Origin of the sequence: Curtobacterium sp. C2H10, from assembly GCF_025407985.1 — a bacterium.
Lineage (GTDB): Bacteria > Actinomycetota > Actinomycetes > Actinomycetales > Microbacteriaceae > Curtobacterium.
In genome coordinates this window covers 75903-100872 of the sequence record NZ_JABXGF010000004.1, presented here as the reverse complement: position 1 = coordinate 100872, position 24970 = coordinate 75903, and the positions used below count along the sequence as shown (strand labels likewise).

Genomic DNA, 24970 nt, shown 5'->3' with positions numbered 1-24970 from the left:
GCCCATGTCAGATGCGGCGATCACCACATGAAGTCGTCGACCGCAGTGGACATACGGACGGCACCTTCGGGTAGTACGTCGCGGAGGAGCGCGCCGTTCGCCGAGGAAGTGATGACCTGGATGCCGAACTCTTGAGCAACCTCCTGGAGGGACTGGAGGACGGACACCGCGTTCTCGGCGCTCATCTCTTCGCGAGCGAACGAGTCGATGAAGAGGACGCCGGGGTGGCGGCTGACACCAGCGATGCCGCCGACCCGAAGCAGTGCGACAACTACCGCGATCTTGAAGCGAAGCTGCTCGCCAGCGTTGACCTTGGTGAAGGTCGTGGTTTCGCCGCCCTTGGTGATCGAGAGGTTCGCATTCGACTTCAGCGCTACTGACTCCAACTGAGACACACCGAGACGGCGTGCGACGTGAGTGATTTGGTCGCTCACCTCCCGGAGAAGTTCTGCTTGGTCGTCGAGCTTCCATCGGTTGACAACTGCTTGAGCCGCTTCCAGCACGCGCAGGTCCTCCCGCAGTGCTTCAACTTCCTGTGTCTCGGGCGTTTCCGTAAGGCGCTCTTCAAGGCGTCCCGTGACGGTGGCAATCTCCAGCTCGATCTCGCGCCGTCGACGGAGAGATCCTGACGACGTTGGTTCGGTTCTTGCCGCGTCCGTGTATTCGGCTTGAGCGTGGCCGCGTCGGGCCTCCGCGTCGCGCTGCGCCGCTGCCGCATGCTGGAGTTCCATCTGGAGTGTCTGGTGCCGAAGTTCGGTCGCCGTCAGGCTGTCTGGTTCTGCATCGTCGTCCTCTGAAGCGTCGTCAGCGTCGTCCGAGTCGTCCGCGTCGGAGGTCTCGGTCGGTCCTTCCTGGAGCTCGGAGTTACACAGAGAGCAGTTGCCTGCAGCTTCACGCCTCAACTGTTCCTGGCTGACCTGCGCGTCGCAGCGTGGGCAACAGGTCGGTGTGAGCGAGTGCCAAAAGCGGCTCGTCAGTGCGGCTTCGCGCAGTGCTGCGAGCTCGGCGTTGACGCGAGCCAACTGCTGGGCGAAATTGAGGTGCAGCGTCTCGGCCTTGGCAAGCTCTCGTTCGGCGGTCTCAAGCGCGGCGCCGAGCTGTCGAGTTCGATGCAGGTCGCGGTCGATCTGCGCGAATGAGTCGGAATCAGGCAGTTGCTCCAGCTCGGTGGACAGCGTCGCGAGTCGGCCGGTGAGTTCCGCGGAGTTGTCCTTCCGCGCTTCGTGATCGCGCGCTCTCCGTCGGTTCACTCCGGCGAGTCGTCCGCGGATCACCTTCACCTGCGCGGCTGCGGCCGATGCTGATGCACCCCACCCGGTGCCGAGGTACATCGACAGGACCGCAACGGTTGCGTGTGTCGTTTCGCCGAGGACGACCGCTTTCTCTGGGTCGCTGATCACCAGCCCTTGCGACCACAGAGGCCACCCTTGCGGAGCGAGGGTACCGTCGTCATCGTCGATCGACTTCGATGGCTTCTGCCACGCCGAATACTGTTCGAAGCCAATGCGGGGGCCCATGACGTCGCTCATGACGGCCTGGAACTCATCAGCCCTACTGAACAGACCGAGCGGCTCGGCCCCTTCTGCTGTGAGTTGTGCAACCACGTCATCGATGGTGGTTGCGGCTGCCGTCACTGCGGACAGTGCTCGAGAATCCGCGTTGTCCCAATCGAACTGGACTGCCGCCGGGAGGTGGAGCACGACACCGCTGGGCACGCCCTGTTCAACCGTCCACGCGACGAGCAGACGCTCCTCGGCGATAGTGAAGCCGACGATTGCTTGGCGAAGCCAACTCTGAATGTCTGCTTGCAGCCCGCCCGAGCTCCCTCGAAGCCCCCACTCGGTGACGTTGACGACAGACGTCTTCCCGGCGTCGTTGCGGCTGACGGTCGCGAACGCTGTGAGGAGGTGTTCGTAACGGTGGGTGAAGGAAAAAGGCACAGATTCACGATCCAACGAGCCGTCCGACACAGCGACGTTCTTGACGCCTGCGAAATGAACCCCTTCGAGACGCAAACGTCGCCGCGCAATGATCGGCCGGTGACCAGGGATGTTGTATCGCGAGAATGTTTGTAGGACCGTATTCGTGTCGAGGCCAGTTCTGCTCGCGACGTCCGCAGCCCAGCCAATGTCCGCTTCGGTCATGCCGTCACTCCTAGGTCTATACCGAGTCTGAGGGCGCGCGATCGGACCCGTTCACCGATTGATGGGATGAGCGCGCCGTGCGTTGCCGCCTCGTATTCGGGTTGTTCGTACTGTCGGCGCTTCGCTTCTGCGCCGGATGTGATGCCGCTGAGTAACGCGATAGCGTCGCATTGCAGGTCGTACCACGCAACACTCGGCACTGCGGTTCTCAACGCGTTCGCGGCGGTGATCCCGCTGGGGAGGAGGAAGTAGTCTCGCCTCGATTTGGGATTCGATGGGTCCACTCTTCGGTGGAGGATGTGCCCGTAGGACTTGAGAATCGACAGCGGGTTGTCTACAACTTCGTAGGCCCCGTAGAGGTAGCGAGTCATGGGGTACTTGTGGAAGTCCGGTGCGTCTTCGTTGAGCATGCGTACCACATGGTCGGCAATCTGGTCGAGAGTGCGCGTCCCTGATTCGAACTCTGATAGCAACTCGTCCGCCAAGTAGTCAGGGTTTCGGACCCAGAAGTCGAACTTTTCGAGCATGGTGAGCGAGGGTAGCCATCGAACCGCGTTCGTCGCGGCGGGATGGCCCTGCACTGGATGACCGAGGCGGGCGATGACGATCAACAGGCGCGCGGCCCCCTGTCCGGCGGAGCCACCATTCATCAGCGCGCGAGGCAGCGGAGCCTCCACTTAGTTGCTCCCATCGTTCCCGGAACTCATCACTAGCCTCTCATGAAGGGCGCTCACCTAACGCAAGCCTTCTCCCCCTCATCGGGGGGTGCTGTGTCTATCGGGGTGCCGAAGGCGCCGCGGCCACCGGTGCTCAGGGCCCGCCTGGACATGGATGGGACTGTGCGCGACCAACGCCGCGCGAAGGCGCGCCTGCTCGCACCGCTCGATGGGGCAGCACCAGTGCTCGATTGACCGGGAATTGCCATGCTCGACGCAGCCCTCGCAGCTCGCCTCGAAGGACTCACCGGCGTACCGCGCCGCTCGAGCGACGCTCAGCCCCGGCAAGCCGAGGTACCGCCGAGCCCGCGCCGCGGGATCGCTCGGCGGCTGAGCCCTAACGATGACACGCCCCGCAGCCGATCACGGCTGCGGGGCGGCTGCGTTCAGGGCTTCAGGCGGAGCGCCACCCGCACTTCTCCTCGTACTTCGGCAAGCAGACGGTCGAGGTGCGAGCGTGCGGCAAGTACCCGCTCAGAGCGCTCTTTCACGGGCGCAGATGCGATCTCATTGAGAGCGTTGGGGACCTGGTGGCGCTGCCACAAACTCGTCGCGGCGCTCGCAACCGCGGGAGGGGCGGTGAGGTCGAGCAGGTCGACCTGTTCTCTGACCCCCTCGGTGAACGTTGCGACGGTGTCTAGGACCGCTGCCTGGGTGCCCTGGCCGTCGCCGTACGCCGGCAGCGCCGCGCGAACCGAGTTCGTAAGTGATTGGAGGGCCAAGTAGCTCTTCTTGAGGTCCTCGTCCCACTGGCGCTGGTCGTCGGCCTTGCGCTTGCGGTGGTCGCTCCACCAGAGCGAGAGGACAGCGATGATCGCGGCCCCAAGGACGAACACGCCGGTGAGTAGCGGGGCCTGCCACACCGGCGCGGTGTTCGGGTCGACGAGCTGTACTAACACCGGCGACGGCGACGGCGACGGGGTCGGTGCCACCGAGGGCGTGGGATCGGAGTCAGGGTCGCGGGCACGTCAGACGATCGTGTGGGAGAGCTGCTGGTCGTACTTGAACCGGAGCTCGTCCGGAGCGTCCAGCTCGACCTGACCTCGGACCTCGATCGCGTCGACGTCGCTGTCCTTATCGTGCAGATCGGGCAGCTCGGGATGCGCTGCGGCGGACCTAATGAACTCGAGGAACCGATCCAGGTTGTCCTGCGTCGTCGCCCCGAGGACCACCTTCCGCCCCGTGTGCTTTTCGCGGAGTCGCAGGTTCTTCTGCTCTCCCACGCCGTCGTACACCTCGATGTAACAGCGAACGATCGTGATCTCAGCCATAGGTTTCCTCACCTTCGTTGGACTCTCAGAGCCTAGCGAAAAATGGCTCCTCCGTACTCGGAAAGCCCAGGTCAGGGCGCGGGAGAGGAACGCGGGAGGAAAATCGGGAGTCGGTCAGAGGAAACAGGCCGCACGTAACGTCCTTCTGATCCGCAGCGCCAAGCGGAAGCCGGCAGATACGTGAATTGCCCGCCAGCGAAAAGAGCCCCAGATCCCCGTCCTGACGGGCATCTGGGGTTCTTTCGTACTCGCCCCGCGGCTCTGCCCACCGATCGGCTACCGGACGGTTCGAGCGGCAGCCCACTCGCGATCGAGCATGGCGTACTGGTAGCCATCGACCCAGCCCAGGTCGGCGTGCCAGGATTCCTCGACGCCGTGCTGCTCACGTCGCATGCCGTTCTTCTCGAGGACGCGGGCTGAGGCGATGTTGTCGGCGTTGCAACTCGCTGTGACGCGTCGGAGCCGGAGCACGTCGAACGCTGCGGTCAGGAGACCGCGGACCAAGTCCGTTCCGAGTCCGCGTCCTGCGAGGTCGGGTTGCAGCATGTATCCGATGACCCCTTGTGTGCCTTGGGGCATCCCTGGTTGCCCCAAGCCGTCGACGACGTCGAGGAACCCCAAGCCGGCGACCCGGCCGTCCAAGTCAGCGATGCACGAGTAGGCGGTGTCGCTGTCGGGGATGCTCGCCCACTCTTGGGCGTAGACATCCGGGTCGACGGAGGTGCGGAGCATGAACCGATTGACAACCGGGTTGTTCCGAAGCGCGACGAGCTTGTCTGCGTCCTCGGGCCGAGGGTCGCGGAGGAGGAGGCCAGCGCTCCGAGCGGGCCAAGGAGAGCTGTTCACGCTGTCATCCTCCCAGGAGCCTGGCTCGGCGACCGATCGGCTACCGGACACTCCTAGACTTGGGCTATGGGGATGAACAGGGATCAGCGGCTGGCGGTGATCATCGGGAGCACGGTGGCGATCGTCCTGGGTCTCGGGATCGCCATTTCAGGAGCACTCGGCCTGTTCGGTGCGTGATCGAACAACCTCGCAAAACGATCCTCAACCGGACGCGTGAACGTCCTCGATGTACTCGAACACGTTCCCGTCAGCGTGGCGGGCGATCAAGCGCTGACCGTTCGGTCCGGGCATCGGCCCGTCAAGCAACACTCCGCCGCCGGCCCGCACGAGCGACACGACGAGCTGGACATCACGGACGATGATCGTCGCCGAGCGGAACGGGACGGCTCCGTCCGCGCTCGCCAAGAGGAGGAACGGACCGACCCAGGCCAGCCGTACACCTCCGAACGCGAACGCGCGAACCTCATCGGAGCCCGCCAACCGCTTGTACAACGGCAGAGCCGCCTCGATGCTCGATACCGGAACGCGCGCCAAGACAGCAACGACGTTCGACTGGGCCTCATCCACGACGAAGGCAACGTCCGCACTGAGGACGATGTTCCACGGAGCCCCTCGGTGTGCCGGTCGTGCAGACGGACCCCGTGGGCTAAGCCCGCCGGGTCGAGGCGGTCACGAACCGCGCCGTCGAGTGCGGGGCCGGCCCGCGCGCGTGGCAAGCTTGGACGTCCCCGACGCCCCCAACCAGGAAGGCCCCGGATGCTCGAGCTCCCGGCCGTGTTCGAAGTCGGCTCCCTGATCGCCATCGTCGCGATCCTGCTGGCCGACCTCCTCGTCGTCGCGCGGCGTCCGCACGTGCCGACGCTCAAGGAGTCCGGCCTGTGGGTGGGCCTCTACGTCGGCCTCGCGCTGCTGTTCGCCGTCGCGATGTTCGTCTTCGCCGGTGGGGAACCGGCCGGGCAGTTCCTCGCGGGCTGGCTGACCGAGTACAGCCTGAGCATCGACAACCTCTTCGTGTTCGTCATCCTCATGGCGCGGTTCTCCGTGCCGAAGGCGATCCAGCAGGAGGTGCTCATGCTCGGCATCATCATCGCGTTGGTCCTGCGCGGTGTGTTCATCCTGCTCGGCGCCCGCCTGATCGAGGACTTCTCGTGGATCTTCTACCTCTTCGGGGCGTGGCTGGTGTGGACGGCGATCCAGCAGCTCCGTGGCGAGGACGACGACGATGACAAGGACAGCCTCATCGTGCGGCTGCTCCGGCGTCGGATCCGCATCACCGACACCTACGACGGCATGAAGTTCCGCATCGTGCAGGACGGCGCACGGCACTTCACGCCGCTGCTGGTGGTCCTCATCGCGATCGGGACGACCGACCTGCTGTTCGCGCTCGACTCGATCCCGGCGATCTTCGGCATCACCGAGAGCGCGTTCATCGTGTTCACCGCGAACGTCTTCGCCCTGATGGGCCTGCGGCAGCTGTACTTCCTGCTCGGCGGGTTGCTCGAGCGGCTGGTCTACCTCAAGTACGGGATCGCGGCGATCCTCGCGTTCATCGGCGTGAAGCTCGTGCTGCACGCACTGCACGGCAACGAGCTGCCGTTCATCAACGGTGGGGAGCACGTCGAGTGGGCGCCGGAGATCGGCACCGGGGTGTCGTTGCTGGTCATCGTCGTGGCGATGGGCGTGGCGACCGGGGCGAGCCTGCTGCGGATGCGCCGCGAGGACGAGTCGCACGACGAGGTCTCCCGCGACGCCGGCACGGCGTAGCGATCCTGCACCGCGCCCGTCGCGCGCGTCCGGCGGTGGACGCACCACGAGACGGACTGGAGGCGCGGGTCGGGCCCGCACCGTCCCTCCAGGCACGGCCGTCACCCCGCTGGCGCGGTGCGCCGGAACCGGCTGGTGGGGCCCACCTCCCGTCCGTCACCGGGTCGCGTCCGCAGTCCGCTAGCGTCGACACCGGACCCCGCCACCCCCTCACGAACCGGATCGAGCAACGATGCCTGACGTCCACCGCCCCGCCGACGACCGCTACGAGCGACTCCCGTACCAGCGCGTCGGGAGGAGCGGCCTGCTCCTGCCCCGCATCTCCCTCGGGCTCTGGAACAACTTCGGCGCCGACCGAGCGCTCACCACGCAGCGCGACATCGTGCTGCACGCGTTCGACCGCGGGATCACCCACTTCGACCTCGCGAACAACTACGGCCCGCCGCCCGGAGCCGCCGAGGAGCAGTTCGGTCGCATCCTCGAGTCGGACCTCCGACCCTTCCGCGACGAGATCGTGGTGTCGACGAAGGCCGGCTACGACATGTGGCCCGGTCCGTACGGCAACTGGGGCTCGCGCAAGTCCATGCTCGCCTCGCTCGACCAGTCGCTCGGGCGCCTCGGGCTCGAGTACGTCGACGTCTTCTACTCGCACCGGCCGGACCCCGAGACCCCGATCGAGGAGACCGTCAGCGCCCTGGTGACCGCGGTCCGCTCGGGCAAGGCGCTCTACGCCGGCATCTCGAACTACGACCCGGCGCAGACGGCCGCCGCGGCCGAGGCGCTCGCCGCCGAGAACATCCACCTGCTCATCCACCAGCCGCGCTACAACATGTTCGACCGGGTCCCCGAGGACGGGCTCTTCGACGAGCTGCTCCGTCTGGGGACCGGCGCGATCGTGTTCTCCCCGCTGGCCGGTGGGCTGCTGACGGACCGCTACCTCGACGGCTCGGTGCCGGTCGGGTCGCGGGCGGCGGAGGGGCGCTGGTTCGGCGCGGACCGGATCGACGACGAGTACCTGACGACCGCGCGGGCCCTGAACGACATCGCCGTGTCCCGTGGGCAGACGCTCGCGCAGCTCGCCATCACGTGGGTGCTCCGGCAGCCGGCGGTCACGTCCGCGCTCGTCGGGGCGTCGAGCGTCCGGCAGCTCGACGGGACGCTCGACGCCCTCGAGGGTGCGCCGCTGACCGGCGAGGAGCTCGCGGCCATCGACGCGCTGGTGCCGCGCGGCTGAGTTCGGGCCGCGCGCTGGCCGCGGGGCCGTGTCCGAGCGGCGCGCTGGCCGCGGGGCTGTGTCCGGGCCAGGATGGTCCCATGACGGACCACGCCGAGATGATCCACCCCGACGTCGCACCGAGCGGACCCGGGTGCGTCGAGTGCGACGCCACCGGGTCCTGGTGGGTGCACCTGCGCCGGTGCGCCGCGTGCGGCCACGTCGGCTGCTGCGACGACTCGCTGGACACCCACGCCACCCGGCACTGGGAGGAGACCGGGCACGCGGTCATCCAGAGCTACGAGCCCGGCGAGACGTGGTCGTACGACTACCGCGACCACTCGACGTTCGAGGGCGTGGAGCTCGCGGCGCCGACGAGCCACCCCGTGGAACAGGCAGTCCCCGGGCCGGCGGATCGCCTGCCCGGGGACTGGTTGGAACTGCTCGGCGGGTCGCGCTGACCCGCCGGTGCCGATCAGGACGCGCTAGCTCGCGCTGACGGCCTCGTCGCGGCGCGGGAGCGTCCAGCCCGGGCGCACGAAGTGGCACGTGTAACCGTGCGGGTGCTTCTCGAGGTAATCCTGGTGCTCCTCCTCGGCCTCCCAGAAGTCGCCAGCGGGCTCGACCTCGGTGACGACCTTGCCCGGCCAGATGCCGGACGCGTCGACGTCGGCGATCGTGTCGAGGGCGACCTCGCGCTGCTCGTCGTTCGTGTAGAACACCGCGGAGCGGTAGCTGCGGCCGACGTCGTTGCCCTGCCGGTCCTTCGTCGACGGGTCGTGGATCTGGAAGAAGAACTCGAGCAGGTCGCGGTACGAGATCTGCGACGGGTCGAAGACGATCTCGACCGACTCGGCGTGGTCGCCGTGGTTCCGGTAGGTGGCGTTCGGGGTGTCGCCGCCGGAGTACCCGACGCGCGTGCTGATCACACCGGGACGGCGACGGAGGAGCTGCTGCGCTCCCCAGAAACACCCGCCGGCGAGGATGGCGGTTTCGGTGGTGGTCATGGTGGCCTCCTGGGTTCGGGAGTGCCGCTGGCTGCGGCACCGTGTGGTGCAACCGGCGGGGCCGGTCGTGTGTTCCCGCGCTGCGTCAGGCGGTGGTGTCCTCGAGCGCGTCGAGCGTGGCGACGTCCTCGGCCGACAGCACGAAGTCCACGTCGGCGTTCGCGGCGATGCGGGACGGCGTGGTCGACTTCGGCAGCGGCAGGACGTCCTTCTCGAGCAGGTAGCGGATCGCGACCTGGGCGACGCTCTTGTCGTACTTCGATGCGATCTCGGCGATCTGCTCGTTGTCGAGGAGCCCACCGGTGGCGAGCGGGGAGTACCCCTCGGTGAGGATGTCGTGCTCGCGGTCGAAGGCCGTCGTCTCGTCCTGCGTGTTGCCGATGAACCAGCGGATCTGATTGGCGTGCGGGACGACGTCGGTGCGGCCGAGCAGGTCCTCGAGGTCGGCGACGGCGAAGTTCGAGACGCCGATGCTCTTCGTCCGGCCGGCGTCGTAGACCTCCTCGAGGACCTTCCACACCTCGACGTTGCCGTCCCGGTGGTCCGACCCCATGTCGCTCCAGGGCCACGGGGCGTGCACGAGGTACAGGTCCACGTGTCCGAGGTCGAGGTTGCGGCTGGACTCGTCGAAGGCCTCGCGCGCGCCGGACGCGGTCTTGATCTCGGCCGGGAGCTTCGTGGTGATGAAGAGCTCGTCGCGCGGGATGCCGCTGTCGCGGATCGCCTCGCCGACGCTCGCCTCGTTGCCGTACGCCAGTGCGGTGTCGATGTGGCGGTAGCCGGCGTCGAGCGCGGCCTTGGTGGCGTCGTAGGCGTCGGCGCCGGACGGGATCTGCCAGGTGCCGAACCCGATCTTCGGGATGTGCAGGCCGTTGGACATGGTGAACGTGTCGATGAGAGCGGGCATGCACCGGACAGTACGCCGCGCGGACGTCGGTCGGGTCGTCTACCATTCGAACACACATTCGAACACACATTCGAACGAGGAGGGCGAGATGATGCTCACGCAGGAGGTCGCCACGCTGTGGTGGGACCGCGGTGTGCCGGTCCGGATGGTCTGGCGCGAACGGCGGTGGCGGGTCTCCGACGCCCCGACGCGGCTGACGGCGACGGCGGAGTACCTGCCGTCGGCGGTGACGCACGCGCCGGAGCACACGGTGGGCTGGCGGTTCCAGGTGAGTGCGGACGACGGCGCGGACGACGTGGTGGTCGTCGACGTCGCGCCGGACGGCACCGGGTGGGTCGTCGCCCGGACGTGGCGCTGACCGGCGCTGCGCGATCCGCGCGGGCGTGTCAGGCGCTGCCGCGCCAGACCACCTCGGTGGGCAGGACGAACCCGCGCGGGGTGTCGTCCGTCCCCGCGATCTGCTCGAGCACCTGCCGCGCCGCGTGCTCACCAAGGGTCCGGGCGGGCTGCCGGACGGTCGAGAGCGGCGGATCGCACCGGAGTGCCCACGCGCTGTCGTCGAAGCCCACCACGCCGACGTCCCCCGGGACCGACCGACCGGCACGCTGCAGGACGTCCATCGCGCCGGCGGCGACGGCGTCCGACGCCGCGAAGACCCCGTCGACGTCCGGCGCTCGGTCGAGCAGCTCGCGCATGCCCTCGACCCCGGCGGTGTAGCTGAAGAGCGGGTTCCGCGCGACGAGCCCGGGGTCGAAGCGGTCGCCGAGCGCCGCGGTGAACCCCGCCAAGCGATCCTGGCCGGAGTCGCGGTCGAGGCCGGACGCGAGCATCCCGATGCGTCGGCGGCCGGTGTCCACGAGCCGTCGGGTGATCTGCTCGGCCGCGGCGCGGTTGTCGATGCCGATCCACGACGTGTTCGGCGCGTCGGACGGGTGGCCGACGAAGCACGCCGGCAGCCCGATCTGCTCGATCGCCCGGGTGACGGGATCGCCGTCGCGGGCGGAGAGCACGATCGCGCCGTCGACGAAGCCGCCGCGCAGGTACTCCACGACGCGCTCGTTGTCGCGGGCGGAGTCGACCATGATCGTGACGAGCTGCTGGTCCGCCTCGGACAGGACGGCGTTCGTGCCGATGAGGATGTTGCCGATGTTCGGGTCGTCGAGCACCTGGACGCTCGGCTCGTGCACGATGAGCGCCACGGCGCCGGACCGCCGGGTGACGAGACTGCGTGCGGCGGCGCTCCGCACGTAGCCGACGCGGCGAACGGCGTCCTGCACGGCTTCGCGGGCCCTGGGTGACACGTACGGTTCGTCGTTGAGCACGCGGGAGACGGTCCCGCGGGAGAGTCCGGCCTCGTCGGCGACGTCCTGGATCGTGGCGCGGGAACGGGCGGACATGCGGCAACGATAGCGGCTGGACACCCGCGGATCGGCGGTCGGACGGCGTCGAACCACGATCGCGACGTCGAACCGGGCGTCGGTGCTGGTTCGACGTCGGATACCCGGTTCGGCACGGTCGTGTTGACACGGCAGGAATTGTGTCGTTTACTCTGGGAGCGCTCCCAGAACCCTCCGACTCCGTTCGGTCGGTGCGAACTGGGAGCGCTCCCAGAACCTGGGTGACCTTCGCCGTCGAAGGGGTCGTTCGCGACCGGACGGTGCAGCGCCGCCCCGATCAGCGAGGACCCGACGTGACCACCACCACCCTGCCGACGGCCGCCACCGGCGCGCTCGGGCTCGGCTCGACCGGCCTGGCGTTCGGGTGCGACTACAACCCCGAGCAGTGGGACCCCGAGGTCTGGGTCGAGGACGTCCGGCTCATGCGCGAGGCAGGCGTGAACCTCGTCGCGATCAACGTCTTCGGCTGGTCGCACGTCGAGCCGCGCCGGGGCGAGTACGACTTCGCCGCGCTCGACCGGGTCATCGAGCTCCTGCACGGCGCCGGCATCGGGGTCGACCTCGGCACAGGGACGGCCTCCACCCCGCCGTGGCTGACGACCGCCCACCCCGAGGTCCTGCCGGTCGTCGCCGACGGCACCACCCGCTGGCCGGGCGGACGCCAGGCGTTCTGCCCGAGCTCGCCGGTGTACCGCGAGCACGCCCTCGCCCTGGTCCGCGCCACCGCCGAGCGCTACGGCGACCACCCCGCGGTCAAGCTCTGGCACGTCTCGAACGAGCTCGGCTGCCACAACGCGCACTGCTACTGCGACGTCTCGGCCGAGGCGTTCCGCACGTGGCTCCGCGCCCGGTACGGCACCGTCGACGAGCTCAACGCCGCGTGGGGCACCGCGTTCTGGAGCCAGCGCTACTCCGCGTGGGAGCAGGTCCTGCCGCCCCGGGCGACCCTGTCCTTCACGAACCCCGGCCAGACGCTCGACTTCGACCGGTTCTCGTCCGACGAGCTGCTCGCGCACCACCGCGCCGAGGCCGAGGTGCTCCGCAATCTGAGCGACAAGCCGGTGACGACGAACTTCATGGTCGCGGCGCACATCACCGCGCTCGACTACTGGTCGTGGACGGCGGACATGGACGTCATCGCGAACGACCACTACCTCGACCACCGTCTGCCCCGACCGCACGTCGAGCTCTCCTTCGCCGCCGACACCACGCGAGGGCTCGCGGGCGGGGCGCCCTGGCTGCTCATGGAGCACTCGACGGGCGCGGTGAACTGGCAGCCGCACAACGTCGCCAAGGCACCGGGGGAGATGCTCCGGAACACCGTGGCGCACATCGCCCGCGGTGCCGACGGGGTCTGCTTCTTCCAGTGGCGCGCGTCCGTCCAGGGCAGCGAGAAGTTCCACTCCGCGCTGCTCCCGCACGCCGGGACCGACTCCCGCGGCTGGCGTGACGTCGTCGAGCTCGGCGACCTGGTCGAGCGGCTCGGCGAACTGCGCGGTTCCCGCGTCGTCGCGGACGTCGCGCTCGTCTTCAGCTGGGAGAACCAGTGGGCGGCCGACCTGGAGGCGCACCCCACCACCGCGCTCCGCTACCTGGAACAGGTCCACGCGTTCCACGGCGCGCTGTGGGACCTCGGCGTGACGGTGGACGTCGTGGCGCCGGGTGCGCCGCTCGACGGCTACGCCGTCGTGCTCGTCCCAGAGCTCTACCTGGTGCGCGACGAGCACGCCGCGGTCGTCGCCGACCACGTCGCCGCCGGGGGCCGGGCGGTCGTCACGTTCTTCAGCGGCATCGTCGACGAGCGTGACCGCGTGCGGACCGGCGGGTACCCCGGTGCCTTCCGCGACCTGCTCGGCGTGCGGGTCGACGAGTTCCTGCCGCTCGCCGCCGACGCGCACGTCGCCCTGTCCGACGGCTCCACCGGCACCGTCTGGAGCGAACCCGTCGAGCTCCGCGGCGCGACGAGCGTGCTCGACTACGCCGCCGGCCAGCTCGCCGGATCTCCCGCGGTCACCCGCAACGCGCACGGTGCCGGAGCCGCCTGGTACGTCTCCACCGTCCTCGGCGCCGACACGCTCCGCGGCCTGCTCGGTGACGTCCTCGCCGAGGTCGGCGTCGCACCGGACCCCGCCGCGCAGCCCGGCCTCGAGGTCGTCCGACGCCGCGACGACCAGCACGAGTGGGTGTTCCTGCTCAACCACACCGACCAGCCCGTCGAGCACCACGTGACGGGCCACGACCTCGTCGCCGACCGACCCCGGACCGGCACCACGACCATCGCCCCCGGTGGCACCCAGATCATCCGCACGGACAGGAAGCGCCCATGACCACCACAGCCCAGCGACCCCGGGTCGCCCGACGTCGACGCGGCGGGGGCTTCCGGTACCGCCGCGCGATCGCCGTCTTCGTCACGCCGTTCGCCGTGCTCTTCACCGCGTTCTACCTCGTCCCGATCCTCTACGCCGTGTGGCAGTCGCTGCAGAAGATCGAGCGCCAGGGGACCTTCGGTGCGCCGACGCAGGTGTTCGGCGGACTGAGCCAGTACGTGCTCGTGTTCCAGAACAGCGAGTTCTGGGGCTCGATCCTCCGCGTGCTGCTCTTCGGTGTCGTGCAGGTGCCGGTGATGCTCGCCCTCGCACTGGTGTTCGCGCTCCTGCTCGACTCGCCCCTGCTGCGCGGCAAGCGGTTCTTCCGCCTGGCGTTCTTCGCGCCGTACGCGGTGCCCGGCGTCATCGCCGCGATCATGTGGGGCTACCTCTACGCGCCGAACCTCTCGCCGTTCTCCGCCGTGACGTCGAAGGTCGACCTGCTCGGCTCCGGCACCGTCCTCTGGGCCGTCGCGAACGTCGTGACCTGGGTCTACGTCGGCTACAACATGCTCATCATCTACTCGTCGCTCCTGGCGATCCCGACCGAGATCTACGAGGCTGCGAAGCTCGACGGGGCGTCGCAGTTCCGGATCGCCTGGTCGATCAAGATCCCGATGGTGGTGCCGGCGATCGTGCTCACCGCGGTGTTCTCCGTCATCGGCACCCTGCAGCTCCTCACCGAACCGACCGTGTTCCGGCAGTTCACCTCGACGATCTCGTCGACCTTCACGCCGAACATGCTCGTCTACTCGACCTCGTCGGTGCCCAACTTCAACCTCGCCGCCGCGTTCTCCGTCGTCCTCGCGGTCGCGACCTTCGTCCTGTCGATCGGGTTCCTCCGACTGACCCAGCGGAAGGCTGACCAGTGACCGTCAACGCACCGAGCCGACGCGACGCCGTGCGGACCGCCGGCCGACCGCTCGAGCCGAACCGCGCCTCCAGGCCCCTGCAGCACGGTGCGCGCGGACCGCGCGAGAGCGTCATCTCGCGCAGCGCCGCGATGCTCGTGATGGGCGTCTTCACGATCTACTTCCTGCTGCCGATCTTCTGGCTGTTCGTGTCGTCGACCAAGACGACCGCGAACTTCAACACGACGTTCTCGCTGTGGTTCAGCGCCTCGTCGGTGCAGGACTTCGTCGCGAACCTGGGCGAGCTGTTCACCCGGCAGGACGGCGTGTACGTGCGCTGGATGCTCAACAGCATCGCCTACGCCGGTGTCGCCGGACTCATCGGCACCGTCCTGTCGGCGATGTGCGGCTACGCGCTGGCGAAGTACCGGTTCCGCGGACGCGAGGCGCTCTTCAACGTGTTCCTCGGCGGCGTCCTCGTGCCGGCGACCGCGCTGGCCCTGCCGCTGTTCCTCATCTTCAGCCAGGTCGACCTGACGGACACGTTCTGGTCGGTCTTCCTGCCGAGCATCGTCAGCCCGTTCGGCGTGTACCTGTCGCGGCTGTTCGCGGCGTCGAGCGTGCCGGACGAGATCATCGAGGCCGCCCGCATCGACGGCTCCGGCGAGGTCCGCACGTTCTTCACCGTGGCCGTCCGGCTCATGTCGCCGGCGCTCGTGACGATCTTCCTGTTCCAGTTCGTCGCCATCTGGAACAACTTCTTCCTGCCACTCGTGATGCTCCGCGACTCGTCGCTGTTCCCCGTCACCCTCGGCCTCTACACGTGGAACTCGAGCGTGAACCAGTACCCGGACCTCCGCACCCTGGTGCTCATCGGGTCGTTCGTCTCGATCATCCCGCTCCTCGTCGCCTTCCTCTCCCTGCAGCGCTTCTGGCGGTCCGGCCTCGGTGCCGGCGGCCTGAAGTAGCCCCCGACCAGCACCACCGACCCCACTCACATCCCGAACGGAAACAGCATGAAGACAACGAAGTTCCTCAGCGTCGCCGCCGTCGCGGTCGCCGCGACCGTCGCCCTCGCCGGCTGCAGCACCGGCGGCAGCGGCGCAGGCTCCGGATCCGACACGGCCGCCGCGAGCTGCAAGCCGTCCAGCGGCAAGGTCACCCTCGACTTCACGACCTGGGTGCCCAACATGGACAAGGTCGTGGACATCTGGAACGAGGAGCACCCGGACATCCAGGTCAAGGTCTCCATCGTCGCGAACGGCAACAGCGGCACGTACCAGAACTTCTTCAACCAGCTCAAGGCGAAGCAGGCGCCGGACATCGGTCAGGTCGAGTACGACACCCTGCCGGCCTTCCGCGTGCAGGGCGGCCTCGAGGACATCGGCGCGTGCTCCGGCATCAGCGCCGCGAAGAAGGACTTCTCCGACGGCCTCTGGAACCAGGTCACGTTCGGTGAGTCGAAGTCGGTCTACGCCGTGCCGCAGGACTCCGGTCCGATGGCCCTGTACTACCGCAAGGACCTGTTCGAGAAGGCCGGCCTCGACGTCCCGAAGACCTGGGAGGAGTACGCCCAGGACGCCGTGAAGATCAAGGCGCTCGGCGGCAACATCACCAACTTCGCCAAGGGCGACGTCAACCAGTTCGCCGGGCTCGTCTCGCAGGCCGGTGGCCAGTGGTTCTCGAACTCCGGTTCGGACTGGACGGTGGACCTGACCGACAGCGCGTCGAAGAAGGTCGCCGACTACTGGCAGGACCTCATCGACAAGAAGCTCGTGAACACCCTGCCGAGCTTCACCGACCAGTGGAACAGCGCCTACGACAAGGGGCAGGACTGGACCTGGGTCTCGGCCGTCTGGGGTGCGAGCACCATCTCGAGCGGTGCGCCCTCGACCTCCGGCAAGTGGGCCGTCGCGCCGATGCCGCAGTGGACCGCGGGTGAGTCGAAGTCCGCTGCCTGGGGCGGTTCGTCGAACGTCGTCTTCGCGGGGAGCAAGCACCCGGCCGAGGCGTCGGAGTTCCTGGTCTGGCTGAACACCTCGAAGGAAGCACTCGCGGCGCTGAACAAGGAGGCCAACCTCTACCCCGCCTCGTCGACCGGCGCCGAGCTGCCGGCACTGACCGAGGGGCTGCCGTTCTACGGGAACCAGAAGATCTACGAGGAGTTCGCGACCGCGGCGAAGGACATCCAGCCCTTCACCTGGGGTCCGACGATGACGCAGACCTACTCCGACGTGTCGGACGGCTTCGGGCAGGCGGCGTCCGGGCAGGGCACGCTCCTCGACGCGCTCGAGTCGGGGCAGTCGAAGACCGTGGCGGCGCTGAAGGCGCAGTCGATCCCGGTGAAGGGATGACGCGCGGGTCCTGACGCGCGCCCACGACGGACGGGAGGCACGGTGCCAGCTGGCACCGTGCCTCCCGTCGTGTGGTGGGTGGGGTCAGCGCATCGCTTCGCCGGCCGACCCGTACAGGCCCGTCGCGAGGTCGGTGAGCACCGCGAGCAGGCCGCCCGCGTGCGTCCGGTCGACCTCGGCGAGCACCTGCGCGTACCGCTCCCGGTGCTCGCGGACGACCCGCTCGCCCTCGGGCAGGAGCCGCAGCAGCGAACCGCGGCGGTCGTTCGGGTTCGGCGCGCGCTCGAGCAGGTCGGCGGCCGTCATGCGGTCGATCATGTTCGTCACGGCGCCGGAGGTCAGCCCGAGGTACCCGGCCACCTCGGTGGGGGTGGAGTAGCCGGTGTCGCTCACGAGCACCAGCGCGCGCAGGGCGTTCTCGTGCACGCCGGCCCGCGCGCTGAGCTGTCCGACGAGGCTCGCGTTCGCGCGCACGACCGCGTCGAACGCCGCGATGAGGTCGGCCGCGTCGGTCGGGTCGGTCGGCGGCGCAGGGGTCACGGGTTCCTCGCTTCGGGTCGGGTGCGGTGGCGTCCCTCGCACTGGGGTCAGTATACGAGTGGTCAATTTGATGAACAACTGACTATCTTGATGATCGAAGCAAACGAGCCCGAGCCGATTGCTCCTCCACTTCCCTGAACGCCCGACCGAAGAGGTTCCCGTGTCCGACAAGCTCCGCACCTCCGCCCTGAAGCGGATCCGATTCGCCCCCGTCGCACTCCTCGCGGGCATCTTCGCCGCCGTGCTGCTCTCCCTCTCGCTCACCGGCACCCTCTCCGGGTTCGCCGCGAGCATCACCAACAGCAGCAACACCGCAGCCAGCGGCACGCTCACGATGCAGGAGCAGAACGCCGGCGGCACCGTCACGTGCACGAGCACCGACGGCGGCTCGGTCTCGACGAACTCCGCCACGTGCTCGACGATCAACAAGTTCGGCGGCAGCACCACGATGACGCCCGGCAACACCGTCACGACCGCGATCTCGATCAAGAACACCGGCACCGCGAACGCCTCGACGTTCACCCTGACCCCGGGTGCCACGTGCACCCAGTCGGCGAACGGTTCGGTGAACGGCACCGCGACCGACCTCTGCGCGAAGATGAACCTCGTCATCTCCTCCGGCTCGACGACGGTGTTCAGCGGCACGCTCGCCAGCTTCAAGGGTGCGGCCGCCTCGGCGTTCACGATGCCCGCCGCACCGGCCGCCGGCGCCTCCGTGCCGTTCACCTTCGCCGTCACGCTCGACTCCTCGGCCGGCAACACCTACCAGGGCCTCGCCGCCTCCGTGCCGATGACCTGGACCTTCACGGCCTAGCCACCCCGACCGGCGACGCTCGACCGACCCCCCTCCGGTCGAGCGTCGCCACCCATCACCCCACCCCGTCCCACCCCCCCCACCGCCCAGCCGCACACGACCGGAGCAGCAGATGAGCCAGACCGCCGCCATCCCGCTCAGCGGCACGCTCGACCGTCCGCTCCTCGGCGGCCACACCGCCACTCGCTTCGAGACGGTCCTCGCCTGGACGGTCGCCGCGGTCGCCGCCGTCCTCCTCACCGCCGCCGTGCTGTTCCTGTCCGCCGGTGGGCGGTGGTTCGTCGTCGAGACGCCGTCGATGGGTGAGGCCGCGCCGGTCGGCACGCTCGTCCTCGACCTGCCCGTGGACGTCGCCACCCTGCGCGTCGGCGACGTCGTCTCCTTCGAGACCGCGGCGAACCCGGGCGTCGTCTACACCCACCGCATCATCGACGTCGACGCCGCCGGACTGCACACCCGCGGTGACATCAACGGCGCGACCGACCCGTGGACGCTCACGCAGGAGAACGTCATCGGTTCCCCGGTGCTCCTCGTCCCGAACCTCGGGTGGCTGTTCCGGGCGGCGCCGCTCCTGCTCATCGGCACGCTGGTGATCTGGACGCTCACGAGCGTGTTCACCGACCGGGTCACCCGCACCTGCCTCCGCATCGCCGGCGGTGCACTCACGCTGTCGTACGCGGCCTTCATCCTGAAGCCGTTCGTCAACGTCACGACCATCACGAACTCGGCCACCCACGGCGGCGTCGAGGCCACTATCGTGTCCTCCGGCATGTTCCCGGTCCGGGTCGAGGCCCGTGGTGCCGAGAGCGTCCACCTCGTCGACGGGCAGGTCGGGCACATGGTCATCCGCGAGCTCACGAGGAACGGGCACTACCAGCTCACCTCGAACATCGACCTCGGGCCGGTCGGGTGGGCACTCCTCGTCGTCGCCTGCCTCGTCCCGCTCGTGCTCTGCCTGGCCGTCGGTCGGGTCGAGGCGGTGCGCCCCTCGTGAGACTCCGCCGCCTCCGTGACGGCCGGGTCGTCGCCCTCGTCCTGGTCCTCGCCGTCGCCGTCGTCGGCCTCGCCAACGCGTTCGCGCCGACGCGGTCCGCCTTCAGCGCTGTGGTCGCGAACACCGGCAACAGCGCCGCGACCGCGCCCTACTTCACCTGCGCCGCAGCGGTCGGTGCCGACACCTCGACCGCCCTCTTCGCCTACCGCCTCGGCGAGGCCTCCGGTTCGACGACCGCCACGGACTGGTCGGGCAAGGGCCTGAACGGCACCTACCAGGGCTCGATGACGGCGACCACCCCGAGCCCGAACGCCTGCCCGCGTGACGCCGGGAGCTCGTACGCGCTGAACGGCTCGACGAGCTTCGTCTCGACGCCGCGGTCGTACGCCAACCCGACCACCTTCAGCGAGGAGGTCTGGTTCCGCACGACGGTCGCCGGCGGCATGCTCGTCGGGTTCGGCAGCAACCAGGTCGCCGCGTCCGGGCAGCACGACCGCCAGGTCTACCTCAACACTGCCGGGCAGCTCGTCTTCGGCACCTACAACGGGACGACCCAGGTGGTGACGTCACCGAAGGCGTACACGGACGGCGCGTGGCACCACGTGGTGGCGACGATGTCCGCCAGTACCGGGATGCGGCTCTACGCGGACGGTGCACTCGTCGCGTCGAACACCGCGTTCACCGTGCCCGAGAACTACACCGGCTACTTCCGCATCGGGTACGACACCGTGTCCGGGTGGCCCGGGCAGCCGTCGAACTTCGCCTTCACGGGGTCGATGCGGTACGCGGCGGTCTACGGCTCCGTCCTGTCGGCGACCCAGGTCGCGAACCACGCGGCGGCCGGTCGCTGAGATGACGACGGACGGGAGGCGCGGTGCCAGCCGGCGCCGCGCCTCCCGTCCGCCTGTCCGTTCGTCGGGTCCGCGTCGTTACGCGATCGCCATCTCGTTGGGCACGCCGGGCAGCACGTCGCTCGAGGCGATGGTCTCGCCGGTCGTGAGGTCGACCGCGTGGACCCGCCGCTCGGCAGGGTCGGTGACGTAGGCGACGTCGCCGGCGACCTTCAGTGCCGGGTGGGCGTCCTGCCACTCGGCCGGTCCCGCCCACGGGTCGATCACCGGGAAGGAGTCGAGCAGCTCGCCGGACGTCGTGTCGAAGGTGTGCAGCGCGCCGTCGTCCCCGAGCACGACGGCCTCGTCCTCGGGACCACGGGCGAGGTCCCGGAACGTGTAGCCGACGCCATCCGGCACGTCGGCGACCCGGTAGGACCCGGATGCCGCGTCGATCAGGGCGATCTGGTGGAGGAGGTACCCCTCGCTGTCCGGGTCGTCGTTGTAGTCGCCGAGCGCGATCGAGGACGTGTCGGTCGTGAACAGGTTGCCGGTCCGGCCGTACTCGGTCGGGGCGTCGAGCTTCGTGAACGCGCCGTCGTCGTACACGAGTGCCCCGTCGGTGCACCCGAAGACCGCGACGTCGCCCTGGACCGCGCCCTCGCCGTGCACGTTCGGGCACTCCTCGGCGCGGGTGGTCTCCTTCCCGTCCGCGTCGAGCGCACGGACCCCGCTGCGGGACTCCTCGTCGCCGATGGTGGTGAGCAGCGTGCCGTCCTCCAGCACGATCGCGACGCCGTGGTGCGCGGCCTCGGACTCGGTCGTCTCGGTGTCGGGCAGTTCGGCGCCGTCGAGTTCGGTGTTGTCGAACGTCGTCACCTGGCCGGTGCCGTCGGCGAAGAGCGCCGTCCGGTCGCCGTGGACGACCGCGTGGCCCCCGGTGTCGGCGGGGAAGACCGCGTCGGTGAGGGCCGGATCAGCCGCGGTGTCGAGCACCCGGAAGCCGCTCGGCACCGTGACGAGCACGTGCCGTCCGTCACCTGCCGGGTTGACGCGGGTGAACCCGTCGACGGCGTCGTCGGTCAGGACGCGCAGGTCGTCGTCGAGCACGAGGAGGCCGCCGTCGTACGTGAGCGTGATCCGGGTGCCGTCGGCGCGCTCGGTCGCGGTGCTCGTCGGCTCGGAGGGGGAGGGGTCGGCGGCGCAGCCGGTGAGGGCAAGGGCGGCCGCGCTGAGCAGGGCGGCCGGCAGGGCCGCGGTGCGCAGGGACTTGGTCGTCGTCATGCAGAACACTGTACTGATTCTCATTCTCAATTACGAACCGACAGTCCGTCGACGATCGCCTCGGTGTTCGACCGCATCATCCCGAGGTAGGTGGACGCGGGTCCGTCGGCCGTGAGCGACTCGGTGGCCAGCGGGCGGATCTCGACGTGCACGTCGACCTCGTCCGCGAGGACCTGGGCCAACCGGGCCGGCTGCGAGGCATCCGCGAAGACGGTCGGCACGCCGGCGTCCGCGATCGCGTCGGCAAGGTCCCGCAGGTCAGCCGCGCTGGGCGAGGCGAGCGTCGTCCCGCTCGGGATGACGGCTCCCACCACCCGGAAGTCGTACCGGTCGGCGAGGTACCCGAAGACGTGGTGGTTCGTCACGAGGGCCCGCTGCCCGGGGCTGAGCGCGCCGAAGGCCTGCTGCATCTCCCCGTCGAGCGCGTGCAGGGCGTCGAGGTAGTCCGCGGTGCCGGTCGCCTGGACGCCCACGTCGCGGAGGTCGTCGTCGAGCGCCTCGACGACGTCGACCATCCGTGCGGGGTCGGTCCAGAGGTGCGGGTCCGGGCCGCTGTCGTCCTCGGTCGTCCACTCCAGGGCGTCGACCGCGTCGCCGGCCGTGAAGACCGGGACGCCGTCGTCGGCCGCGGCCCGGACGTGCCGGGACACGCCCTCCTCGAGGCCCAGCCCGTTCTCCACCACGAGGTCGGCGGTGCGGAGTCGCGCGGCCTCCTGCGCGGAGACCTCGAACGAGTGCGGGTCCGCTCCGGCGGGCATGAGCACCATCACCTCGGCCGCGTCGCCGACGACCTCCGAGACGACGTCGCCGAGGATGTTCGTGGTGACGGCGACGAGTGGCCGGTCCTGCCCGGGAGCAGCGGTGCACCCGCTCGCGCCGAACGCGACACCCACCACGGCGAGGACCGTGACGACGACGGCCCGTGTGCGTGCCCGCGTCACAGTCCGACCTCCGCGAACGCGGCCGGGGCCACGCCGAGGTCGATGGTCCGGGCGACCCGCGCGCCGTCGGCGAAGTCGATCTCGTGCACGGTCCCCGTCCCGCGGTCGGCCAGGTAGGCGCGGTTCGCGTCGAGCTGCAGCAGGGGCGGGGCGTCGTCGGCGACCAGTGGGTCGGTCGCGACGATCGCTCCGGTGGCGAGCGTGTGCACCACCACCCGCCCAGTGTCGTCGACGCCGACCACGTGCTCGTCGGCGTCGTCGACCGCGGCGACGGCGCGGAGCGGGCGCTCGGTCGGCACCAGGCCCCACGAGTGCTCGCGGCTGTCGAGCAGCCAGAAGCCGGCGTCACCGACCAGGCCCGCCACGGTCGGTCGTCCGGCGCGGGCTGCGAACGAGGTCGGCCGTTCGGCGCCGCCGGGCAACGGCACCGCCGTCGCGCCGTCGTCGTCCACGACCACCGCGCCGTCGGAACAGCCGACGACCGAGCCGGCCCGGGTGACGATGCCTCCGGCCGGGTCGGTGCACGCCGCCTCGGTGCCGGTCGGCGAGCCGTCGGCGTCGAGCACCCGGACGACGTCGTCGGTCGCGGCGACGAGGCGGTCTCCGTCGGGGAGCAGGACCCGTGCGTCGATCCGGGTCCGTTCCTCGACGGTCCCCTGGCCGAGCGCGGCCCGGTCGAGCACGACCGCCTCGTCCCGCTCCGGCCAGGTGATCGTCGTGGTCGCCTCGGAGGAGTGCACCTCGACCGGACCGCCCTCCGCCATCGTGCCGACGACCCGCGGCTCCGCCGCGTAGTAGTGGGTGTGGTCGCCGTGGTCGACCGTCCAGGCGCCGCCGTCCACGATCGTGGTGCGGCTGTCGGAGCTCGTCACGAGGAACCGGCCGTCGGTGGCGGAGTGCGTGGGCACGTCGACGTCGTCGAGCGTGGTCGACTCGCTGCTGAGCAGGTCGTGCAGCGCGGTCTCGCCCGTTCCGGAGACGGCCAGGAGGCGCAGCTGCGGTTCCCGGGATTCGCTCGCCCCCTCGACGAAGCCGTGTGGCCGGGCGGTCGCGCTGGGGTCGCCGGGGGCCGTGCCCGACGAGCAGCCCGCCGTCGCGACGGCGAGCCCGACGACGAGGCTCGTGGTGAGCAGGGTGCGCGTGGGAGCGCGCCGGGTGGAGTGGGTCATGCTGCCTCTCGAGGTGCTGGTACTGCTGTCGGTGGTTCTGTCCCGGGGGTCCGGTCGCGGACCCGGGTGCTGAGCGACGCGGCCGTGCGCGAGAGGCCGACCCCGGCGACGGCGACGGCGGCGATGCTCGCTCCCGCGGCGGTGCCGAGGTGCCACGAGACGAGCAGCCCGACGAGGACGGCCGCGATGCCGATCCCGGCGGCGAGCACCATCGTCGAGCCGACGTGCCGGGTCCACGCACGGGCGGCGGCTGCCGGGGCGAGGAGCAGTCCGACGACGAGCAGCGTGCCCACCGCCCGGTACGAGGCGACGACCGCGAGCGTGACGAGCCCGACCAGCACGATCTCGGCGGCCCGTGGGCGGAGGCCGAGGGTCACGGCCTTCCGGACGTCGAACGCCGCTGCCGTGAACGGACGGTGGAAGAACACCGCGGTCCCGAGCGCCACCGCGACGGCGATCGTCAGGCCGGTGAGGTCCGCACGGGTGACGGCGAGGACGTCACCGAACAGGATCGCGGTGACGTCGGTCGCGAAGGACCTCGAGGAGGAGACGATGATCACCCCGAGCGCGAGCATGCCGACGAACAGGAGCCCGATCGACGTGTCGTACGAGAGCCGGGCCCGACGGCGGAGTGCGCCGACCCCGAGCACCATCACCGCGGCGCTGGCGGCGGCGCCCAGCGCGACGGGGAACCCGGTCAGCGAGGCGATCGCGACGCCGGGGAGCATGCCGTGCGACAGCGCTTCGCCGAGGAAGGCCATGCCGCGGACGAGGACCCACGTGCCGACGACCGCGCAGAGCACCGCCGCCAGTCCGCCGCCCACGAGGGCACGGACCATGAAGTCGACGGAGAGGGGATCGGTCAGCCAGGTCACGGTCGGAGACGCTACATGAAAATGACTATCGATACTGATAGTGTCCTCAGGTGCCCACGACGACCGACGCCGCCACCCTCCACGTCGCCGGACTCGTCGTCCGACGCGGCGACCGGACCGTCCTCGACGGGGTCGATGCGACCTTCCCCGCCGGTGCGGTCACCGCGCTGACGGGGCCGAACGGCTCCGGCAAGTCGACGCTGCTCGACGCGCTCGCCGGGGTCGTGACGTCGGATGCCGGGGCGGTGACGCGCCGCACCTCCGTCGGCGTCGCCTACGTGACCCAGTCGGTCCCGCCGAGCGCGCTCCCGCTCACCGTCCGTGCCACGGTCCGCATGGGCCGGTGGTCCGGCCGTCCGTGGTGGCGACCGCTCGTGCGTGCCGACCGCGACGTGGTCGACGAGCAGCTCGACCGGATGGGGATCGCGTCCCTGGCGGACCGGCCGCTCGACGAGCTGTCCGGTGGGCAGCGTCAGCGGACCCTCGTCGCGCTCGGACTCGCGCAGCGGGCGGGGGTGCTCCTCGTCGACGAGCCCACGGCCGGGGTGGACGCCGAGTCGGGTCGGCTCGTGGTCCGCGCGCTCGCCGACGAGGCAGCGTCCGGGGTCGTGGTCGTGCACGCCACGCACGACCCGACGGTCATCGCCGGAGCGGACCGGGTCGTCCGGCTCGGCTGACGGTGGCGCC

26 protein-coding genes are annotated in these 24970 nt (G+C 69.7%); 12 read left to right on the top strand and 14 right to left on the bottom strand.

Annotated elements, in window-relative coordinates:
- Window positions 1-20 precede the first annotated feature (20 nt).
- The 6 genes from HWD93_RS03680 to HWD93_RS03655 all read right to left on the bottom strand — a co-directional run bounded on the left by HWD93_RS03680 (window position 21) and on the right by HWD93_RS03655 (window position 5544).
- Window positions 21-2144 carry a hypothetical protein gene (locus HWD93_RS03680; protein ID WP_261646067.1) on the bottom strand — a complete coding sequence of 708 codons (2124 nt, stop codon included), beginning with the start codon at window positions 2142-2144 and terminating at the stop codon, window positions 21-23.
- Window positions 2141-2671, bottom strand: coding sequence for a hypothetical protein (locus tag HWD93_RS03675; RefSeq protein ID WP_261646066.1), 531 nt, complete (start codon window positions 2669-2671; stop codon window positions 2141-2143). Before HWD93_RS03675 ends, HWD93_RS03680 begins: the two co-directional genes overlap by 4 nt.
- A 575-nt stretch (window positions 2672-3246) precedes the next feature.
- Window positions 3247-3792, bottom strand: coding sequence for a hypothetical protein (locus HWD93_RS03670; protein ID WP_261646065.1), 546 nt, complete (start codon window positions 3790-3792; stop codon window positions 3247-3249).
- 36 nt (window positions 3793-3828) lie between these two features.
- Window positions 3829-4131, bottom strand: coding sequence for a hypothetical protein (locus HWD93_RS03665; protein WP_261646064.1), 303 nt, complete (start codon window positions 4129-4131; stop codon window positions 3829-3831).
- Between the two features lie 276 nt (window positions 4132-4407).
- Complete coding sequence (locus tag HWD93_RS03660) at window positions 4408-4977, bottom strand: GNAT family N-acetyltransferase (protein WP_261646063.1); 570 nt, start codon at window positions 4975-4977, stop codon at window positions 4408-4410.
- A 201-nt stretch (window positions 4978-5178) separates the two neighbouring features.
- The gene (locus HWD93_RS03655) at window positions 5179-5544 is read right to left on the bottom strand and encodes a VOC family protein (protein WP_261646062.1); all 366 of its coding nucleotides are present in this window, start codon (window positions 5542-5544) and stop codon (window positions 5179-5181) included.
- A 189-nt stretch (window positions 5545-5733) separates the two neighbouring features.
- On the opposite strand from HWD93_RS03655, the gene HWD93_RS03650 reads away from it, so the two are divergent.
- The 3 genes from HWD93_RS03650 to HWD93_RS03640 all read left to right on the top strand — a co-directional run bounded on the left by HWD93_RS03650 (window position 5734) and on the right by HWD93_RS03640 (window position 8415).
- Entirely contained in the window at window positions 5734-6741 is a 1008-nt protein-coding gene (locus HWD93_RS03650; protein ID WP_071296470.1) for a TerC/Alx family metal homeostasis membrane protein, read from the top strand.
- A 232-nt stretch (window positions 6742-6973) separates the two neighbouring features.
- Window positions 6974-7975 (top strand): aldo/keto reductase, encoded by a 1002-nt coding sequence (locus HWD93_RS03645; protein ID WP_261646061.1) that lies wholly within the window; start codon window positions 6974-6976, stop codon window positions 7973-7975.
- 80 nt (window positions 7976-8055) lie between these two features.
- Entirely contained in the window at window positions 8056-8415 is a 360-nt protein-coding gene (locus HWD93_RS03640; RefSeq protein ID WP_071303276.1) for a UBP-type zinc finger domain-containing protein, read from the top strand.
- Between the two features lie 24 nt (window positions 8416-8439).
- Here HWD93_RS03640 and msrA read toward each other — a convergent pair whose 3' ends face one another.
- Together msrA and HWD93_RS03630 are read right to left on the bottom strand one after the other, a co-directional pair.
- Complete coding sequence (gene msrA / locus HWD93_RS03635; RefSeq protein ID WP_092387936.1) at window positions 8440-8961, bottom strand: peptide-methionine (S)-S-oxide reductase MsrA; 522 nt, start codon at window positions 8959-8961, stop codon at window positions 8440-8442.
- A gap of 85 nt (window positions 8962-9046) precedes the next feature.
- The gene (locus tag HWD93_RS03630; RefSeq protein WP_261646060.1) at window positions 9047-9868 is read right to left on the bottom strand and encodes an aldo/keto reductase; all 822 of its coding nucleotides are present in this window, start codon (window positions 9866-9868) and stop codon (window positions 9047-9049) included.
- 88 nt (window positions 9869-9956) lie between these two features.
- On the opposite strand from HWD93_RS03630, the gene HWD93_RS03625 reads away from it, so the two are divergent.
- Window positions 9957-10226, top strand: coding sequence for a hypothetical protein (locus HWD93_RS03625; RefSeq protein WP_261646059.1), 270 nt, complete (start codon window positions 9957-9959; stop codon window positions 10224-10226).
- Between the two features lie 28 nt (window positions 10227-10254).
- Here HWD93_RS03625 and HWD93_RS03620 read toward each other — a convergent pair whose 3' ends face one another.
- Entirely contained in the window at window positions 10255-11265 is a 1011-nt protein-coding gene (locus HWD93_RS03620) for a LacI family DNA-binding transcriptional regulator (RefSeq protein WP_175473741.1), read from the bottom strand.
- Between the two features lie 293 nt (window positions 11266-11558).
- Between HWD93_RS03620 and HWD93_RS03615 the strand changes: the two genes are divergently transcribed.
- From HWD93_RS03615 to HWD93_RS03600, 4 genes are read left to right on the top strand one after another with little or no spacing between them, the layout of a single operon-like run.
- The gene (locus tag HWD93_RS03615; protein WP_261646058.1) at window positions 11559-13592 is read left to right on the top strand and encodes a beta-galactosidase; all 2034 of its coding nucleotides are present in this window, start codon (window positions 11559-11561) and stop codon (window positions 13590-13592) included.
- Window positions 13589-14503, top strand: a complete 915-nt coding sequence (locus HWD93_RS03610; protein WP_070417295.1) for a carbohydrate ABC transporter permease — start codon at window positions 13589-13591, stop codon at window positions 14501-14503. The genes HWD93_RS03615 and HWD93_RS03610 overlap by 4 nt, the downstream gene beginning before the upstream one ends.
- A complete protein-coding gene (locus tag HWD93_RS03605) occupies window positions 14500-15450 on the top strand; it encodes a carbohydrate ABC transporter permease (RefSeq protein ID WP_229085845.1) in 951 nt (316 codons plus the stop codon). Before HWD93_RS03610 ends, HWD93_RS03605 begins: the two co-directional genes overlap by 4 nt.
- Before the next feature lie 48 nt (window positions 15451-15498).
- Window positions 15499-16836, top strand: coding sequence for an ABC transporter substrate-binding protein (locus tag HWD93_RS03600; protein WP_261646057.1), 1338 nt, complete (start codon window positions 15499-15501; stop codon window positions 16834-16836).
- A gap of 84 nt (window positions 16837-16920) precedes the next feature.
- On the opposite strand, the gene HWD93_RS03595 is transcribed toward HWD93_RS03600, so the two are convergent.
- Window positions 16921-17376, bottom strand: a complete 456-nt coding sequence (locus HWD93_RS03595) for a MarR family winged helix-turn-helix transcriptional regulator (protein ID WP_070417293.1) — start codon at window positions 17374-17376, stop codon at window positions 16921-16923.
- Window positions 17377-17536: 160 nt separating this feature from the next.
- On the opposite strand from HWD93_RS03595, the gene HWD93_RS03590 reads away from it, so the two are divergent.
- The 3 genes from HWD93_RS03590 (at window position 17537) to HWD93_RS03580 (ending at window position 20035) form a co-directional block, all read left to right on the top strand.
- Window positions 17537-18190, top strand: coding sequence for a hypothetical protein (locus HWD93_RS03590; protein ID WP_071296464.1), 654 nt, complete (start codon window positions 17537-17539; stop codon window positions 18188-18190).
- A 112-nt stretch (window positions 18191-18302) separates the two neighbouring features.
- On the top strand, window positions 18303-19184 hold the full coding sequence (locus tag HWD93_RS03585; RefSeq protein ID WP_261646056.1) for a S26 family signal peptidase: 882 nt from the start codon (window positions 18303-18305) through the stop codon (window positions 19182-19184).
- Window positions 19181-20035 (top strand): LamG domain-containing protein, encoded by an 855-nt coding sequence (locus HWD93_RS03580; RefSeq protein ID WP_261646055.1) that lies wholly within the window; start codon window positions 19181-19183, stop codon window positions 20033-20035. The genes HWD93_RS03585 and HWD93_RS03580 overlap by 4 nt, the downstream gene beginning before the upstream one ends.
- A gap of 78 nt (window positions 20036-20113) precedes the next feature.
- On the opposite strand, the gene HWD93_RS03575 is transcribed toward HWD93_RS03580, so the two are convergent.
- The 4 genes from HWD93_RS03575 to aztB are packed head-to-tail and all read right to left on the bottom strand — an operon-like array spanning window position 20114 to window position 24283.
- Window positions 20114-21298: a hypothetical protein gene (locus HWD93_RS03575; RefSeq protein WP_261646054.1), complete on the bottom strand. Its 1185-nt coding sequence runs from the start codon at window positions 21296-21298 to the stop codon at window positions 20114-20116.
- A 26-nt stretch (window positions 21299-21324) separates the two neighbouring features.
- Window positions 21325-22239 carry a metal ABC transporter substrate-binding protein gene (locus HWD93_RS03570; RefSeq protein WP_083414059.1) on the bottom strand — a complete coding sequence of 305 codons (915 nt, stop codon included), beginning with the start codon at window positions 22237-22239 and terminating at the stop codon, window positions 21325-21327.
- A complete protein-coding gene (locus HWD93_RS03565; RefSeq protein WP_261646053.1) occupies window positions 22236-23408 on the bottom strand; it encodes an ABC transporter in 1173 nt (390 codons plus the stop codon). The genes HWD93_RS03570 and HWD93_RS03565 overlap by 4 nt, the downstream gene beginning before the upstream one ends.
- Window positions 23405-24283, bottom strand: a complete 879-nt coding sequence (gene aztB, locus HWD93_RS03560) for a zinc ABC transporter permease AztB (protein WP_261646052.1) — start codon at window positions 24281-24283, stop codon at window positions 23405-23407. The genes HWD93_RS03565 and aztB overlap by 4 nt, the downstream gene beginning before the upstream one ends.
- Window positions 24284-24333: 50 nt before the next feature.
- Here aztB and aztA point away from each other — a divergent pair, with 50 nt between their 5' ends.
- Window positions 24334-24960: a zinc ABC transporter ATP-binding protein AztA gene (gene aztA / locus HWD93_RS03555; RefSeq protein WP_261646051.1), complete on the top strand. Its 627-nt coding sequence runs from the start codon at window positions 24334-24336 to the stop codon at window positions 24958-24960.
- The last annotated feature ends 10 nt before the right edge of the window (window positions 24961-24970 follow it).